Source organism: Ancylobacter pratisalsi (assembly GCF_010669125.1).
In the GTDB taxonomy this organism is placed as follows: Bacteria; Pseudomonadota; Alphaproteobacteria; order Rhizobiales; family Xanthobacteraceae; genus Ancylobacter; species Ancylobacter pratisalsi.
Genome location: NZ_CP048630.1, coordinates 690,762 through 704,745 on the forward strand (window position 1 = coordinate 690,762; position 13,984 = coordinate 704,745).

The 13,984-nt window shown below is 67.2% G+C and carries 16 protein-coding genes; 9 read left to right on the forward strand and 7 right to left on the reverse strand.

What is annotated here, in order from left to right; all coding sequences use genetic code 11:
• Window positions 1-190: 190 nt before the first annotated feature.
• Window positions 191-997 (forward strand): hypothetical protein, encoded by an 807-nt coding sequence (locus G3A50_RS03445; protein WP_163073957.1) that lies wholly within the window; start codon window positions 191-193, stop codon window positions 995-997.
• Between the two features lie 98 nt (window positions 998-1,095).
• Here the strand turns inward: G3A50_RS03445 and G3A50_RS03450 are convergent, their stop codons facing one another.
• Window positions 1,096-2,286: an Mrp/NBP35 family ATP-binding protein gene (locus tag G3A50_RS03450; RefSeq protein ID WP_163073958.1), complete on the reverse strand. Its 1,191-nt coding sequence runs from the start codon at window positions 2,284-2,286 to the stop codon at window positions 1,096-1,098.
• 245 nt (window positions 2,287-2,531) lie between these two features.
• On the opposite strand from G3A50_RS03450, the gene G3A50_RS03455 reads away from it, so the two are divergent.
• The 3 genes from G3A50_RS03455 (at window position 2,532) to G3A50_RS03465 (ending at window position 4,863) form a co-directional block, all read left to right on the forward strand.
• Window positions 2,532-3,308 carry an ABC transporter substrate-binding protein gene (locus G3A50_RS03455; protein WP_163073959.1) on the forward strand — a complete coding sequence of 259 codons (777 nt, stop codon included), beginning with the start codon at window positions 2,532-2,534 and terminating at the stop codon, window positions 3,306-3,308.
• 83 nt (window positions 3,309-3,391) lie between these two features.
• Entirely contained in the window at window positions 3,392-4,114 is a 723-nt protein-coding gene (locus G3A50_RS03460; protein WP_163073960.1) for an ABC transporter permease, read from the forward strand.
• Window positions 4,114-4,863, forward strand: a complete 750-nt coding sequence (locus tag G3A50_RS03465) for an ABC transporter permease (RefSeq protein ID WP_163073961.1) — start codon at window positions 4,114-4,116, stop codon at window positions 4,861-4,863. The genes G3A50_RS03460 and G3A50_RS03465 overlap by 1 nt, the downstream gene beginning before the upstream one ends.
• A 12-nt stretch (window positions 4,864-4,875) precedes the next feature.
• On the opposite strand, the gene G3A50_RS03470 is transcribed toward G3A50_RS03465, so the two are convergent.
• The 3 genes from G3A50_RS03470 to cobT all read right to left on the reverse strand — a co-directional run bounded on the left by G3A50_RS03470 (window position 4,876) and on the right by cobT (window position 7,317).
• Complete coding sequence (locus G3A50_RS03470) at window positions 4,876-5,571, reverse strand: uracil-DNA glycosylase family protein (RefSeq protein WP_163073962.1); 696 nt, start codon at window positions 5,569-5,571, stop codon at window positions 4,876-4,878.
• A 140-nt stretch (window positions 5,572-5,711) separates the two neighbouring features.
• Window positions 5,712-6,239: a thermonuclease family protein gene (locus tag G3A50_RS03475; RefSeq protein WP_163073963.1), complete on the reverse strand. Its 528-nt coding sequence runs from the start codon at window positions 6,237-6,239 to the stop codon at window positions 5,712-5,714.
• A gap of 55 nt (window positions 6,240-6,294) precedes the next feature.
• Window positions 6,295-7,317 (reverse strand): nicotinate-nucleotide--dimethylbenzimidazole phosphoribosyltransferase, encoded by a 1,023-nt coding sequence (gene cobT / locus G3A50_RS03480; RefSeq protein ID WP_163073964.1) that lies wholly within the window; start codon window positions 7,315-7,317, stop codon window positions 6,295-6,297.
• Between the two features lie 153 nt (window positions 7,318-7,470).
• Here cobT and bluB point away from each other — a divergent pair, with 153 nt between their 5' ends.
• The 4 genes from bluB to G3A50_RS03500 are packed head-to-tail and all read left to right on the forward strand — an operon-like array spanning window position 7,471 to window position 9,867.
• Window positions 7,471-8,124 carry a 5,6-dimethylbenzimidazole synthase gene (gene bluB / locus G3A50_RS03485; RefSeq protein ID WP_163073965.1) on the forward strand — a complete coding sequence of 218 codons (654 nt, stop codon included), beginning with the start codon at window positions 7,471-7,473 and terminating at the stop codon, window positions 8,122-8,124.
• A 17-nt stretch (window positions 8,125-8,141) separates the two neighbouring features.
• A complete protein-coding gene (gene cobS, locus G3A50_RS03490; protein WP_163073966.1) occupies window positions 8,142-8,936 on the forward strand; it encodes an adenosylcobinamide-GDP ribazoletransferase in 795 nt (264 codons plus the stop codon).
• A gap of 14 nt (window positions 8,937-8,950) precedes the next feature.
• The gene (locus G3A50_RS03495) at window positions 8,951-9,145 is read left to right on the forward strand and encodes a DUF1289 domain-containing protein (protein ID WP_163073967.1); all 195 of its coding nucleotides are present in this window, start codon (window positions 8,951-8,953) and stop codon (window positions 9,143-9,145) included.
• Window positions 9,142-9,867 (forward strand): retropepsin-like aspartic protease family protein, encoded by a 726-nt coding sequence (locus tag G3A50_RS03500; RefSeq protein WP_163073968.1) that lies wholly within the window; start codon window positions 9,142-9,144, stop codon window positions 9,865-9,867. The genes G3A50_RS03495 and G3A50_RS03500 overlap by 4 nt, the downstream gene beginning before the upstream one ends.
• Window positions 9,868-9,871: 4 nt before the next feature.
• Here G3A50_RS03500 and G3A50_RS03505 read toward each other — a convergent pair whose 3' ends face one another.
• Both G3A50_RS03505 and dusA read right to left on the reverse strand, forming a co-directional pair.
• The gene (locus G3A50_RS03505; protein WP_163073969.1) at window positions 9,872-10,720 is read right to left on the reverse strand and encodes a sulfite exporter TauE/SafE family protein; all 849 of its coding nucleotides are present in this window, start codon (window positions 10,718-10,720) and stop codon (window positions 9,872-9,874) included.
• Entirely contained in the window at window positions 10,720-11,721 is a 1,002-nt protein-coding gene (gene dusA / locus G3A50_RS03510) for a tRNA dihydrouridine(20/20a) synthase DusA (RefSeq protein WP_163077251.1), read from the reverse strand. The genes G3A50_RS03505 and dusA overlap by 1 nt, the downstream gene beginning before the upstream one ends.
• Window positions 11,722-11,833: 112 nt before the next feature.
• On the opposite strand from dusA, the gene G3A50_RS03515 reads away from it, so the two are divergent.
• Complete coding sequence (locus tag G3A50_RS03515) at window positions 11,834-12,895, forward strand: site-specific integrase (protein ID WP_163073970.1); 1,062 nt, start codon at window positions 11,834-11,836, stop codon at window positions 12,893-12,895.
• Here G3A50_RS03515 and G3A50_RS03520 read toward each other — a convergent pair.
• Window positions 12,892-13,980, reverse strand: coding sequence for an LLM class flavin-dependent oxidoreductase (locus G3A50_RS03520; RefSeq protein WP_163077253.1), 1,089 nt, complete (start codon window positions 13,978-13,980; stop codon window positions 12,892-12,894). The two genes, G3A50_RS03515 and G3A50_RS03520, sit on opposite strands and share 4 nt — an antisense overlap.
• Window positions 13,981-13,984 lie beyond the last annotated feature (4 nt).

The following is a 13,984-nucleotide window of genomic DNA, read 5'->3' on the forward strand; positions in this document are numbered from 1 at the left end:
GACATGGAATTGCCGTTCCCTTCTGGCACCCTTCACAGCAACATAGCCGTTTAACTTCCCATCTCATCCACTCTTCAAGTGTTATCGATTTCGTAACGCTGATGTCGCAAGGTGTTTTCTTGCTGCGTGCTTCAGACGTTCTACAGGGACACCCGCCCATCGTCCGCAAGGTCCATTACGGAGTGATCGCATGAAGTCTTCCGTCATCATGGCCACCGCTGCCAGCGGTATCGTCTTCTTCGCCATGGTCGCCGAGGCGGCCGCGTGGGGCCGCAACGGCAGCTTCACCGGGCGGCGCGGCCAGACATTCGGTGTCATGAGCCAGGGCGGCTGCGCGTCCGGCTCATGCTGGCGCAACCGTTCCGTCACCGGCCCGCGCGGCTACGGCACGACGCGTCAAGGCACCGTGACCCGCAACGCGCCGGGCAGCTTCGGCTATGCGGGCTCGGTCACCGGTCCCGGCGGCGGCGCCATCACCCGCCAGGGCAGTGCCAGCAGGACCGCACCGGGCCAATGGAGCTATGGCGGCACAGCCACCACCGCCAATGGCCGCTCGGCCAGCCGGCAGGGCACGGTGTCGGTCGGCAATGGCAGCGTCTCGGCCAGCAAGTCGGTCACGGGCGCGCAGGGCAACACCTACACGACGCAGAAATCGATCACCGGCACGCCGGGCAATTACAGTTATTCGGCCAGCGTGACCGGCCCGAATGGTCAGAGCGCCAGCAAGCAGACCGGCGTGGCCCGCACCGCGCCGGGCCAGTGGAACTACGCCACGACCGCGACCGGCCCGAACGGTGCCACGGCCACGCGCCAGGGCGGCGCGGTCCAGACGGCGCCGGGCCAATGGAGCTATGGCGCCACCGCCACCGGCCCGAATGGCGCCACCGCCACCCGCCAGGGCAGCACCACCCGCACCGCGCCGGGCCAGTGGACCTACAGCGACAGCACCACCGGCCCCTATGGCGGCACCGTCTTTCGCCAGGGCACCATCTACTGAGGCCCCTCTGCGGGCGGTCGCCCGAACCGCCCGGTCGCATGAAAAAGCCCGGCTCACGCCGGGCTTTTTGGTTTCCAGGACCACGGCGCGCGTGAAGCTCAGCTCTCGACCATGATGCGCGGGCCCTTCCGGGCCCCGGCCGTGGTGCCGGCCAGCGCGTCGCGCACCGAGCGGGCGATGGAGCGGTAGATCTCGGCCTCCGGGCTGTCGGGCTGCGTCGCCACCACCGGCAGGCCGGCATCGGAGGTTTCGCGGATCGACATCTGCAGCGGCACTTCGCCGAGGAAGGGCACGCCCAGGCGCTGCGCCTCGTGGCGCGCCCCGCCATGGCCGAAGATGTCCGAGCGCGTCCCGCAATGCGGGCACATGAAATAGCTCATGTTCTCGACCACGCCGAGCACCGGCACGTTCACCTTCTGGAACATGGCGATGCCGCGCCGCGCGTCGATCAGGGCGAGGTCCTGCGGGGTGGAGACGATCACCGCGCCGGCCAGCGGCACCTGCTGGGCCATGGTGAGCTGCGCGTCGCCGGTGCCCGGCGGCATGTCCACCACCAGCACGTCGAGCGGCGCCCAGGCGACTTCCTTCAGCATCTGGCTGATGGCCGACATCACCATCGGCCCGCGCCAGATCATCGGCGTCTCCTCCTCGACGAGGAAGCCGATCGACATCACTTTCAGGCCCCAGGATTCCAGCGGCTGGAGCATCTTGCCCTGCACGTCCGGCTTGCTGCGCAGGCCCATCAGGCGCGGCACGGAGGGGCCGTAAATATCCGCGTCCAGCAGGCCGACCTTCAGCCCGAGCGAGGACAGGCCGAGGGCGAGATTGGCCGCCAGCGTCGACTTGCCGACACCGCCCTTGCCCGACGCCACGGCGATGATGGCACCGACGCCGGGAAGTCCAGGCGATTCCTTCTGCGGGTCCGCGGGCGGGCGCGGCGCGGCGTGGGAATGGCCCTCATGCGCATGGCCGGCGTGGCCGGGCTGCGCGCCCTGCCCCGACACGCGCACCGGCTGGGCCGAACCGCCGGCGGGGGCGGACCCCGCCTTGCGCTCGGCGGTGAGCGCGACCAGCGCCGAGGTCACCCCCGGCGTGCCGCGCACGGTGCGCTCCACCGCGGCGCGCACCGGCTCCCAGGCCTGCGCTTCCGCGGCGTCGACCGTGATCGACATGTAGACCTTGCCCTCGGAAACCAGGATCTCGGACAGGGTGCCGGTCTGCGTCACCGGCCGGCCGTCCGGCGCGGAGACCTGCGCCAGCCGTGCCTTAACCTCGTCTGCGGTCGCCATTGTTACGCTCCTGCTTGAACTTGCGCCTTGGTGAGACACCAGCCTGCCGCAAGCGTCAACCCGGCCGCGCCTGTCGCGCGATCGGCGCGGTGAATGATGGAGGCAGTGCCCATCAATCAGACAAGCCTGCATTGCGCCTATGTATGAAGCACGCCCCCGTTGCGCAACATTCGGAAATAATGCCAGCATGAGTTGCCGGAGAAAAACAAGGCCCGGCACCAGAGCAACTTCAAGAGGGGAACAGCATGAGCCTCGTCATCCGTATCGCGGCTGCCGCCGTCATGGTCGCGGCCACGTTGAGCGGCGCTTCCGCCAAGGAATGGAAGGTCGTCCGCATCGGCACCGAGGGCGCCTACCCGCCCTTCAACTATATCGAAAACAACGTCATCAAAGGCTTCGACATCGATATCGCCAAGGCACTGTGCGAGAAGATGAAGGTCGAGTGCACCTTCGTGGCGCAGGACTGGGATGGCATCATCCCCGCGCTTCTGGCCGGCAAATACGACGCCATCGTCGCCTCGATGTCGATCACCGAGGAGCGCAAGCAGAAGATCGCGTTCTCGAACAAGTACTACAACACCCCCGCGACCTTCGTGGTGCGCAAGGATTCGAAGATCACCGACACCGCCCCCGCCGATCTCAAGGGCAAGGTGCTGGGCGCGCAGAGCTCCACCATTCACTCGAACTACCTCGAAGACGTCTATGCCAAGGCCGGCGCCGAGGTGAAGCTCTACGCCAAGATCGACGACACCCATCTCGACCTCGCCAATGGCCGCATCGACGCGCTGCTCTCCGACAAGGTGGTCGAGCTTGAGTGGCTGAACTCGAAGGACGGCGAGTGCTGCAAGTTCACCGGAGCCGAGTACAAGGACCCGAAGTACTTCGGCGACGGGGTGGGCGTGGGAATCCGCAAGGACGACCCCGACCTGGTCGCTATGTTCAACAAGGCGATTGACGAGATCCTCGCCGACGGCACCTACAAGAAGATCAACGACAAGTACTTCCCCTTCAGCGTTTACTGACCTCCGCTCCGCACGGCGCCGTTCCGCAGAGGCTCTCGGAACGGCGCCCCTTGTCATGACCATCGTGGAGCGAGCCCGTCCCTATGCTGGAACTGCTCGAGCTGCTCTCCTTCGGCCCGGATGGCTGGGGTGACGAGATTGCGCAAGGCGCGCTGCTGACCATCGAGCTGGCACTCACCACCCTGCCGGTGGGCATTGCCATCGGACTGGCGGTTGCCCTCGCCAAGGATTCCCATTCCCCGGTGCTGCGCGGCATCGGGAATGTCTACACCACGATCTTTCGCGGCCTGCCGGAACTGCTGACCCTGTTCATCGTCTACTACGGCGGGCAGATGCTGTTCACCCGGATCGCCAGCCACTTCTTCGCCGATGCGCAGATCGAGGTGAACCAGTTCGTCGCCGGCGTGGCGGCGCTGGGCCTGGTGCTGGGGGCGTTCTCCAGCGAGGTGCTGCTGGCCGCCATCCGCTCGGTGCCGCGGGGCCAGAAGGAAGCCGCCTTCGCGCTCGGCCTGCCGCGCGCGCGGGTTTTCCGGCTCGTCACCTTCCCCCAGCTCTGGCGCGTCGCCCTTCCCGGCCTGTCCAACAACTGGATGGTGCTGTTGAAGGACACCTCGCTGGTCTCGGTCATCGCCATCAGCGACCTGATGCGCCAGACCGCGATCGCGGTCGGCGTGACCAAGCAGCCGTTCTTCTTCTATCTCGTCGCGTGCCTGATCTATCTGGTGTTCTCGGCGGTCTCGAGCGCCGTGTTCGTCTGGCTTGAGGCGCGGGCCTCGCGTGGCTTCAAGCGGGTGGGAGGCCATTGATGAACACGCTCCTCGACACACTGGGCGCGGGCTTCCTCTGGCTGATGGAACTGATCGGCCTCAACGCCGATCTGATGCAGCGCTACGGGCTGCGCTTCATCGACGGCGTGGGCGTCACGCTGGAGCTGGTGCTGATCTCGGTGTTCCTCGGCGCGCTGCTGGCGCTGCCGCTGGCGGTGGCGCGGGTGGAAGGCGGCAAGTTTCTCGCGCGGGCGGCCTTCACCTATTCCTATTTCTTTCGCGGCACGCCGCTGCTGGCGCAGACCTTCCTGATCTATTACGGCGCCGGGCAGTTCCGCGAACAGCTCACCGATATCGGCCTGTGGTGGTTCTTCCGCGACGCGTTCAACTGCGCGGTCTTCACCTTCACGCTCAACACCGCCGCCTATCAGGCCGAAATCCTGCGCGGCGGCATCCAGACGCTTCCGGCCGGCCAGATGGAGGCGGCGCTCTCCATGGGGCTGTCGCGCTATCTCGCCTATCGCAAGGTGATTCTGCCGCAGGCCATCGCGGTCGGTCTGCGCCCGCTCGGCAACGAACTGGTGCTGATGATCAAGTCGAGCGCCATCGCCTCGGTGATCACGGTGTACGACCTGATGGGCGTCACCCGCCTCGCCTTCTCGCGCTCCTACGACATGGAGGTCTATCTCTGGGCGGCGGTGCTTTACCTCGTCATGGTGGAGGTCGTGCGCCGGGTCTGGGACGTGCTGGAGCGCCGGCTGAACCGGCACCTCACCGTGTCGCGGTGAGGGCGGCAGCCTTCACCCGATCAACCGCGCCACTTCCGCCCGCAGCACCGGCAGCAGCTCGGCCTCGAACCAGGGGTGGCGCTTCAGCCAGCCGGTGTTGCGCCAGGACGGGTGCGGCAGCGGCATGAGGCGCTCGCCCTCCGCCTCGTCCCGTTCCGCGCCGAATATCTCCTGCCAGCGCGTCACCCGTTCGGTCAGCGTAAGCCCGGCATAGGCGCCCAGGCCGAGCCGCCGCAGATGATAGGCCTGCGAGGCGCTGCCGACGGCGACCACAAGGCCGAAGGGCGGGCGTGACGCAAACAGCCTGTCGTGCCACAGCCGGGCGCATTCGCGGCGGGGCGGCAGGTCCCCGCCCTTGGCGTCCTGTCCGGGAAAGCAGAAGCCCATGGCCGCGATCGCGACCTTTTCCTCGTCGTAGAAGCGCGCACGGTCGATGCCGAGCCAGGCGCGCAGCCGCTCGCCCGAGGCGTCGTCGAAAGACTGGCCCGAGGCATGCACCTTGGTGCCCGGCGCCTGCCCGGCGATCAGCAGCCGCGCCCGCGCGCCCACATGCAGCACCGGATGCGGCTCATGGGGCAGCGGACGCCCGATCGGCGCCTCGACGCAGACCCGGCAGGCACGGATGCGCGCCAGCAGCGCCTCCAGCGTTTCGGGTGGCGCCGGTACGGGGCTTTGCAGGTGTGTGTCGGGTGGTGGGCGGGTGGTCATGCCCCTAGATAGGCGCGGCGGGCGAAAGCATCCACTGGCGAACACCTGTCCGGCCGGACATGCGCCAGAGCGGTGCTGGGGCGTTTTCGGGCGAGGTAGGTTCCGGTTCGCCTCAAGAAACCGCGTTGAAACCAGACGCCCTAGTTCGGCGGCCTCGGGTGGCGCCCCCGCCAGTCCGCCGGCATTTCGAACGGTCCAGCCCAGATGCCCGCACGCGCGGCCCGCGCCGCCCGTTCCTCGCCGGCATAGGAAAGGCCCGTCGCCACCGCCCAGCCCTGCCCGACCAGAACCGCGCCGATGTCGCGCTCCCCGGCCTCGCAGACCGCGACCGAGCGGCCATAGCGGTCCTCGTCCACCGGGCGGCAGGTCACGGCACCGCCCTGCTGCGCGAGGGCTTCGCCGATAACGGCCTCCAGGGCCGCCCTGGCGCGCAGCCCGCAGGGCCAGCGCGCGCCGGCCTCGCCGCAGGACTGATGCAGCTCGGGCGCGTCGATGCCCTCGATCCGCACCCGCGTGCCATCGATTTCGAGGCTGTCCCCATCCGCCACGCGCACCTCGCCGGTCAGCGGCGGGACCAGCCGCTGCACCAGCAGCGCGAGGACAACCAGCCCGGCCGCGAGCAGCAACGAACCCCAGGTGCTGCGACGCCAGCGGCGCGACCTCCTCATGGGCGGACCGGCACAAGGGCCGTCGATGATACGGCGCGCGGAGGGCGCGGCGCCCTCACCCCTCGGCCACGCCGGCTTCGGCGAAGGTCGCCATGCCGGAATGGCAGGCGAGCGCGGCCTTGATCACACCGATCGACAGCGCGGCGCCCGAGCCCTCCCCCAGCCGCATGCCCAGATCAAGCACGGGTTCGAGGCCGAGCCGCTCCAGCACCCGGCGGTGGGCGGGTTCGGCGGAGACATGGCCGGCCAGGCAGTGATCAAGCGCGTGCTCGTCCATGGCGCGCAGCACCGCGGCGGCGGCGGTCACCACATAGCCGTCGAGCACGACGGGAACGCGCTGCATGCGCGCGGCGAGAATCGCCCCGGCCATTGCCGCCACCTCGCGCCCGCCCAGCTTGCGCAGCACTTCCAGCGGATCGTCGAGATGACCCCTGGCGCGGTCCACGGCCGTGCGCACCGCCTCGATCTTGCGGGACAGCGTCGCGCCGGTGGCGCCGGTGCCGGGGCCGACCCACTCCTCGGCCTCCCCGCCATACAGGCCGTGGAAGATGGCGGCGGCGACCGTGGTATTGCCGATCCCCATCTCGCCGAGGCACAGCAGGTCCGGCTCGCCCGCCAGCGCCTCCATGCCAAAGGCCATGGTGGCGGCGCACTCGGCCTCGGTGAAGGCGTCCTCGTCGACGATATCGGGGGTTGGCAGGTCAAGCGCGAGGTCGAACACCCGCAGCCCCGCGCCGAACACGCCGCAAATCTGGTTCACCGCCGCCTTTCCATCGGTGAAGGTCGCGACCATCTGCTTGGTCACTTCCGGCGGATAGGGCGAGACGCCCCGCGACGCCACGCCATGGGTGGCGGCGAAAACGGCCACTGTCGGGCGGTTCACGACCGGGATCTCGCGCCCCTGCCAGGCCGCGATGTGGATGGCGATCTCCTCCAGCCGGCCGAGCGCACCCGGTGGCTTCACCAGCTGGCCCTGCCGCGCGGCGGCAGCGGCACGGGCGTCCTCGTCCGGCCCCGGCATGGTGGCGACAAGGTTGCGGATGTCGTCGAAAGGCAGACCGGAGACAGCGCGCGGCATCGAAATTCCTCTCGCGCCCGGGAGTTCGCGGCCGCCTCTCGCATCGGAGGGCTCGCGTCAGGCGCGGCGGCGGGGTAGACCCTCCTGCGGGAGCGCGCAAGCCCTCACCCCTCGCACGCCCTCGCCCATGCCCGTTCCCAGCCGAGCCAAAGCATGACGCTGCCGGCAAAAACCTCGCCCCGTTTCGACGACGCCTTCCGGGCGCGGCTCGACATGCTTTTCGCCTGGCGGCGCGATGTGCGCCATTTCGACCCGATGCCGCTGGCGCCGGGTCTTCTCGACGATCTGCTGACGCTGGCAACCTCGGCCCCAAGCGTTGGCCTCAGCCAGCCCTGGCGCTTCGTTCTGGTGCGCGCCCCCGAACGCCGCGCCGCGGTGCGGGCGATCTTCGAAGCTTGCAATGCCGACGCCCTCGCCGCCCAGCGGGACGATCGGGCAAGCCTTTATGCGCGCCTGAAGCTCGCAGGCCTCGACGAAGCGCCCGAGCAGGTCGGCGTATTTGTCGAGCCGGAGCCGGAGGCCGGCCACGGGCTTGGCCGTGCCACCATGCCCGAGACGGTGGCCTATTCGACGGTGATGGCCATCCATACCCTGTGGCTCGCCGCCACCGCGCGCGGAGTGGGGCTTGGTTGGGTGTCGATCCTCGACCCCGAGGCCGTCGGCGCCGCGCTCGAGCTGCCGGCCCACTGGCGACTGGTTGGCTATCTGTGCATAGGCTACCCGTCCGCGCTTTCGGACGTGCCCGAGCTGGAGCGGGCAGGCTGGGAGCACCGCCGGCCCGTCGACGACTTCCTCGTCCTGCGCTGAACCGGATCGAACGCGCCATGCCGATTCCCGTCCTCAGCGATGTGCCCGAAGCGCTGCGCTTCCTCTCCCGCCTGCCGATCCCCTCCGACGGGGATCTGAAGCGCGAGGAACACGATCGACCCTTCATGGAGCGGGTCGCGCCGGCGTTCCCGATCGCCGGCGGCCTCATCGGTCTCATCGGCTCCATCGTCCTCCTCATCGCCCTCACCGTCCACCTCGGCGCGTGGGTCTCCGCCATCCTCGCCATCGCCGTCACAACCGCCCTCACCGGCGCGCTGCACGAGGACGGACTTGCCGATTGCGCCGACGGACTTGGCGGGCAGAGCGTCGAGCGGCGGCTGGAGATCATGAAGGACAGCCGGGTCGGCAGTTTCGGCGTGCTGGCGCTGGTGCTGGCAACGCTTTTGAAGGTCGCGACGCTGCAGGCCCTTGTCGCCCACAGCAGTCTCGCCGCCGCCGCGGCACTGGTGGCGGCTGGCGCGATCTCGCGCGTGGCAGGCCCCTACATGCTCGCGCTCTTGCCCGCCGCACGTGCAGGCGGACTGGCCGCCGGTGCGGGCCGCCCATCGCGCAGCGCCTGCGCGACCGGGGCGGTGATCGGGATAATCATCGCATTCGTGATGGTTGTCCCCAGTTTCGGCGTGACAGCGCTGATCAGCGGCCTTTCCTTTGGAATCATTACATTTTTTGGCCTCCGTCGCCTTGCCCGCGCCCAATTCGGCGGGCAGACGGGGGATGTCGCGGGGGCGGCGATCGCGCTGGTGGAGATTGCCTTCCTGCTGGGGCTCCTTATCTTCGCACGGCAGTTTTGAGCCTCTCGAGTCCGATGCCGACATCCATCTCGACCCCCTGCGTTTCCGTTTGCACGCTCGACGCGCGCGGGCAGTTCTGCCTGGGCTGCGGGCGCACACTTGAGGAGATCGGCGCCTGGCGCGCGATGAACGAAAGCGAACGGCGCGCGGTCATGGCGCGCCTCGAAAACCACGCCCCGGCCGCCCCGATACCGGAGCCTTTGCGGTGAACAACGATCGCCTGATGTGGATCGTCGTGATCGGCCTCGCAGCCGGCATCGGCCTGATCGCCTGGAGTGACGCGACGGGCGGCATCGCCGGCCTCAGCGCGGGGCAGCTCGCCCATCTCGTCGCCTATGGCGCAATCGGACTGGTGGTCGGCGCCGGCGTCGTCGCGACCTTTACCGGGCGTCTCGGGGAAGCGCTGCGCGCCGCCGCGCTATGGCTGGTGATTTTTGCTTTTCTTGCCGTAGGTTACACCTACCGGGTGGAGATTCATGCCACCGCTTACCGGGTATTGGCCGAGCTCGCCCCTGGCTACGCGGTGCCGCTTGCCAGCACCGGTGGCCCCGCCGTCGAGGTGGCGCGGGCACGCGACGGCGACTTCAATGTACGGGTCGAGATCAACGGAAACCGCATTCCGATGCTGGTGGACACCGGCGCGTCGAGTGTGGTGCTGACGCCGGAGGACGCCGTCGAGGTCGGCCTGCCGATCGAGTTCCTGCGCTACGATATCCCGATCGATACCGCCAATGGCCGCGGCAAGGCGGCCGCTGTCGTGCTCGACAGGATAGCGATCGCGGGCAGCATCGAGGAGCGGGACGTGCCGGCGCTGATCGCAAGCCCGGGCACGCTCAAGCACAGCCTGCTCGGCATGAGCTTTCTCTCCCGTCTCGCGAGCTTCGAGATACGCGGCGAGAAGCTGGTGATGCGCGCCAAGATCGCCCAGTAGCGCCCTATTCCAGAATCAGAGCGGCCAGGAAACGCAATCCCATCAGCAGCAGGAACAGGCCAAAGCCGATTTCAAGCTGGCGACGCGTGAACGCGTGGGCAAGGCGTGCGCCCAGCGGCGCCACCAGCGTCGCGACGCCGCCGACCAGCACCAAGGCTGGCAGGGATACATAGCCGATCGACAGCGGCGGCAGATTGTCGAGATGGGGAATACCGCTCAGCATGTAGCCGATGGTGCCGGGCACCGCGATGAGCGCGCCAAGGCCCACGGAAGTCGCGATCGCGTCGTGAATCGGCACGCGGTAGAGCGTCAGGACCACCGTCGCAATGCCGCCCCCACTGATACCGATGAGCGGCGAGGCTGCGCCAATGCCAAAGCCATAAGCTGTCATGGCGGCGCGGCCGGGCAGCTTGTCACCCAGCGTCCATCGTGAACCGGCGAACAGCATCTTGGACGACATCAGCGCTGCGAAGCCGACGAAGGCCGCCTTCAAGACCACGTCGGGCGAAACCGCCGCGAGAAGCGTGCCGAAGATCACGCCCGCAACAACAGGCAACGCCCATCGACGTAAAAGGCTGCTGTCCACCTTGGTACGCAGGCGATGCGCGAAGAACGCGCGCAAAGCCGTTGGAACAATGATGGCCAGCGCCGAGCCGACCGCGAGATGCATGCGCTCGGAATCGTCGACGCCGACGGCACCGAACACTTCATAGAGCACCGGAACGATGATCGCTCCGCCGCCAACGCCGAACAGACCCGCGAGGATGCCGGTGGCAAAACCTGCCACCAGAAGCGCACCGCTGAGCCAAAGCATATGATCGAGTGGTATGGAGAAGGGAAGCGAATGAACCATCAAGCCACCAGTTTGCGTCGCGCTTCCGCCTGACGGACCTCGTCCACCGCGGCGCGCAGCACGTCGATACCGGCATCGGACTTCACGCCTTCCATGGCAAGTCGACGGCGATAAGCCCGCGCTCCTGCCCGGCCGGTGAACAGGCCGAGCATGTGGCGCGTGATATCATGAAGCCGGCCGCCCGTCTCCAGATGCGCCGCGACATAGGGTTCGAACGCCTCGACCGCCGCGAAGGCGTCATTGTGAGGGTCCTCCTCGCCGAACAATCGGCTGTCGACCTCCATGAGCAGTTCCGGCTGCTGGTACGCCGCACGTCCCAGCATCACACCGTCGACATGCGCGATCTGCGCCTCGACCTCGTTCAGCGAACCAATGCCGCCATTGATGCTGACCGAAACATGCGGCAGCCGCTGCTTCAGGCGATGCACGCGGCCGTAGTCGAGCGGAGGAATATCCCGGTTCTCCTTCGGCGAAAGGCCTTCCAGCCAGGCTTTGCGGGCATGCACGATGAGCGCATCCGCGCCGGCGTCGAGGACCGCGTCGGCCAGCTGATCAAGGGCCGTTTCCGGGTCCTGATCGTCCACGCCGATGCGGCACTTCACGGTGACGGGAACTCTCACCTCGGCTTTCATCGCAGCGACGCACTCGGCCACCAGAGCTGGATCGCGCATCAGGCAGGCACCGAAATTGCCGCCCTGCACTCGATCGGACGGGCAGCCCACATTGAGGTTCACCTCGTCATAACCCCAGTCGGCGCTGATCGAAGCCGCCTTCGCCAACGCCTCGGCATCGGAGCCACCGAGCTGGACAGCGACCGGGTGCTCACCTTCGCTGAAACCAAGAAGCCGCTCACGGTCGCCAAAAATCACCGCGTTCGCTGTGACCATCTCGGTGTAAAGCCGAGCCTTGCGCGACAGCGTGCGATGAAACGCCCGACAATGCCGGTCGGTCCAATCCATCATAGGTGCCACGGCAAATCTAAATGATTGATTTTTCGACATTATTTTTGTAGATTCAACGAGTTGGGACGCGTCGTGCGCACTCGATTTTTCGCCACGATACGCTCCAATTTCCGGTTTTTCGACGCGTGAGTGCACACGGAGCGCACACGGATTGGCTACCTTCACTAAACTAAAATCCGGCTCTTGGAGAGCCCAGATCCGTCGGAAGGGGCAGTACGTCAGCGAGACGTTCCTGCGCCGCAAGGATGCCGAGGAATGGGCGCTCGACTTGGAGCGCCGCATCGATCGCCAGGAGCCAGCCGTCACGCGCAAGTCGCGCGATGCAAAACGCTTCCGCGATCTCGTCGCGCTCCACCGCCAGGATATGGCTGAGGTGGGGGTCCGGATCGGTCGTTCCAAGGACTTCTGCCTTACGGCCCTCGAAGAGGCGCTCGGCGCGCTGAAGATCACCGAGCTCGACCGCGAGCGCCTCATCAAATACGGAAGGAACCGCGCCAAAGAAGGGGCTGGTCCGGTCACGGTCAGCATGGACTTCGGATACATCAAGACCGTGCTCTCCCATGCTGCGGCGGTCCACGGCGTGATCCTCTCGACCGAGCCCCTCGATCTCGCGCGCATCGCCCTGAAGCGCCTCGGCCTGATTGGAAAAGGCAAGGAGCGGGATCGCCGGCCGACGCTGGACGAACTTGACCGCATCCTTACGGCGCTGGACGAGAACCCTCGGCAAAGCATCCCCGTCGGAAGGATCGTGCGCTTTGCTGTAGCTACGGCCATGCGTCAGGAAGAAATCTGCCGGGTCGAATGGCGTGACTTCGATCCGCGAACGCGGATGCTGCTCATTCGAGATCGCAAGGACCCGCGCAGGAAGGACGGCAACCATCAGCGCATCCCGCTGCTCGATGTGTCGGGTTATGACGCGTGTGAGATCATCGAGGAGCAAGCCCGCTGCTCAAGCGCTCGAGAAGGCCGCATCTTCCCCTACAACGGCCGCTCGGTCGGCACTGCGTTTCGTCGGCAGTGCCAAGACCTCAAGATCGAGGACTTGCATTTCCACGACCTGCGCCACGAAGGCACCAGCCGGCTGTTTGAGGCAGGTTTCACCATCGAACAGGTGGCGCTCGTGACCGGCCACAAGGACTGGAAGATGCTGCGGCGCTATACACACCTCAAGCCGGAGGCGCTCCACACTATCCGGGCAGCGAGAGCGGCTTAGCAGACGAGAGAAAGATTAGGTCGCGACAGCAGAGGCAGCAGCGTTTCTCCCTGCCGCTTGATCTCGCGCAGATAGGGCGTGTCGGACAATATGAACTGAGTAATGCCGAGGTCCTGGTATTTGCGAAGCGAACCGGCGACATCGTCGGCCGAACCGACCAACCAGGTCGTGCCGGCGCCACCACCGCCGAACTTGCCCGGAGCCGTATAGAGATTGTCGTCGAGCACGTCGCCGCGGTGATGCAGGTCGAGCAGGCGCTGCTGACCAACGGCGGCTGGGCCCCTGTGATCCTGCCAGCCGGCGCCTCCGGTTCGGGCCATCTCCGCCACCTTTGCCTCGGCGTCGGCCCAGGCTTGCGCCGTCGTGTCCCGCACCAGCGTCGTGATGCGCAGGCCGAATTCGAGGGGCGGGAGATCCCGGTCCAGCGTGCGGCCCAAGGCCTTCAGACGTTCAATCCGCTCGGCAACGCCGTCGCGCGGCTCGCCCCAGAACAGCTGCACGTCGGCTTCGGTCGCCGCCACCCGCTCCGCCGCCTCCGAGGCGCCACCAAAATAGAAGCGCGGGTGCCGCCGCGCGCCGCGCGCCGTGATGCGCGGCTCGACCGTCGCGTTCGTCACCTGGAAGTAGTTGCCGCTGAAGGTGACATCTTCCTCGGTCCAGAGCCGGCGCACCAGCCGCATGAATTCGCGGGTGCGCGCGTACCGTTGCGTGGTATCTCCCTCGCTGTCGCCATAGGCGGCGAGATTGTCCTTGCCCGAGACGATGTTGAAACGGGTTCGGCCATCCGAGAGCTGGTCGAGCGTTGCCGCCGCACATGCGAATTGGGCCGGCTGCCAATAGCCGGGACGGATCGCGATCAGGGGCTCGAAACGGGTCGTGCGCGCAGCAAGCGCCGCTGCGACCGTAAAGGTGTCTGGCCGCCCCCAACCGGTGCCGATCAACGCACCGCTCCAGCCGTGCTGTTCAAGTGCCTTCGCCTGATCGGTCAGGCTGTCGAGGCTGCCGGAATTTGACGCCGGCACGTCGCCACGATGGCCGGCTTTCACGTCGTTGGGGATGTACCAAAGGAAGTCAGAACGGCTCATTTCA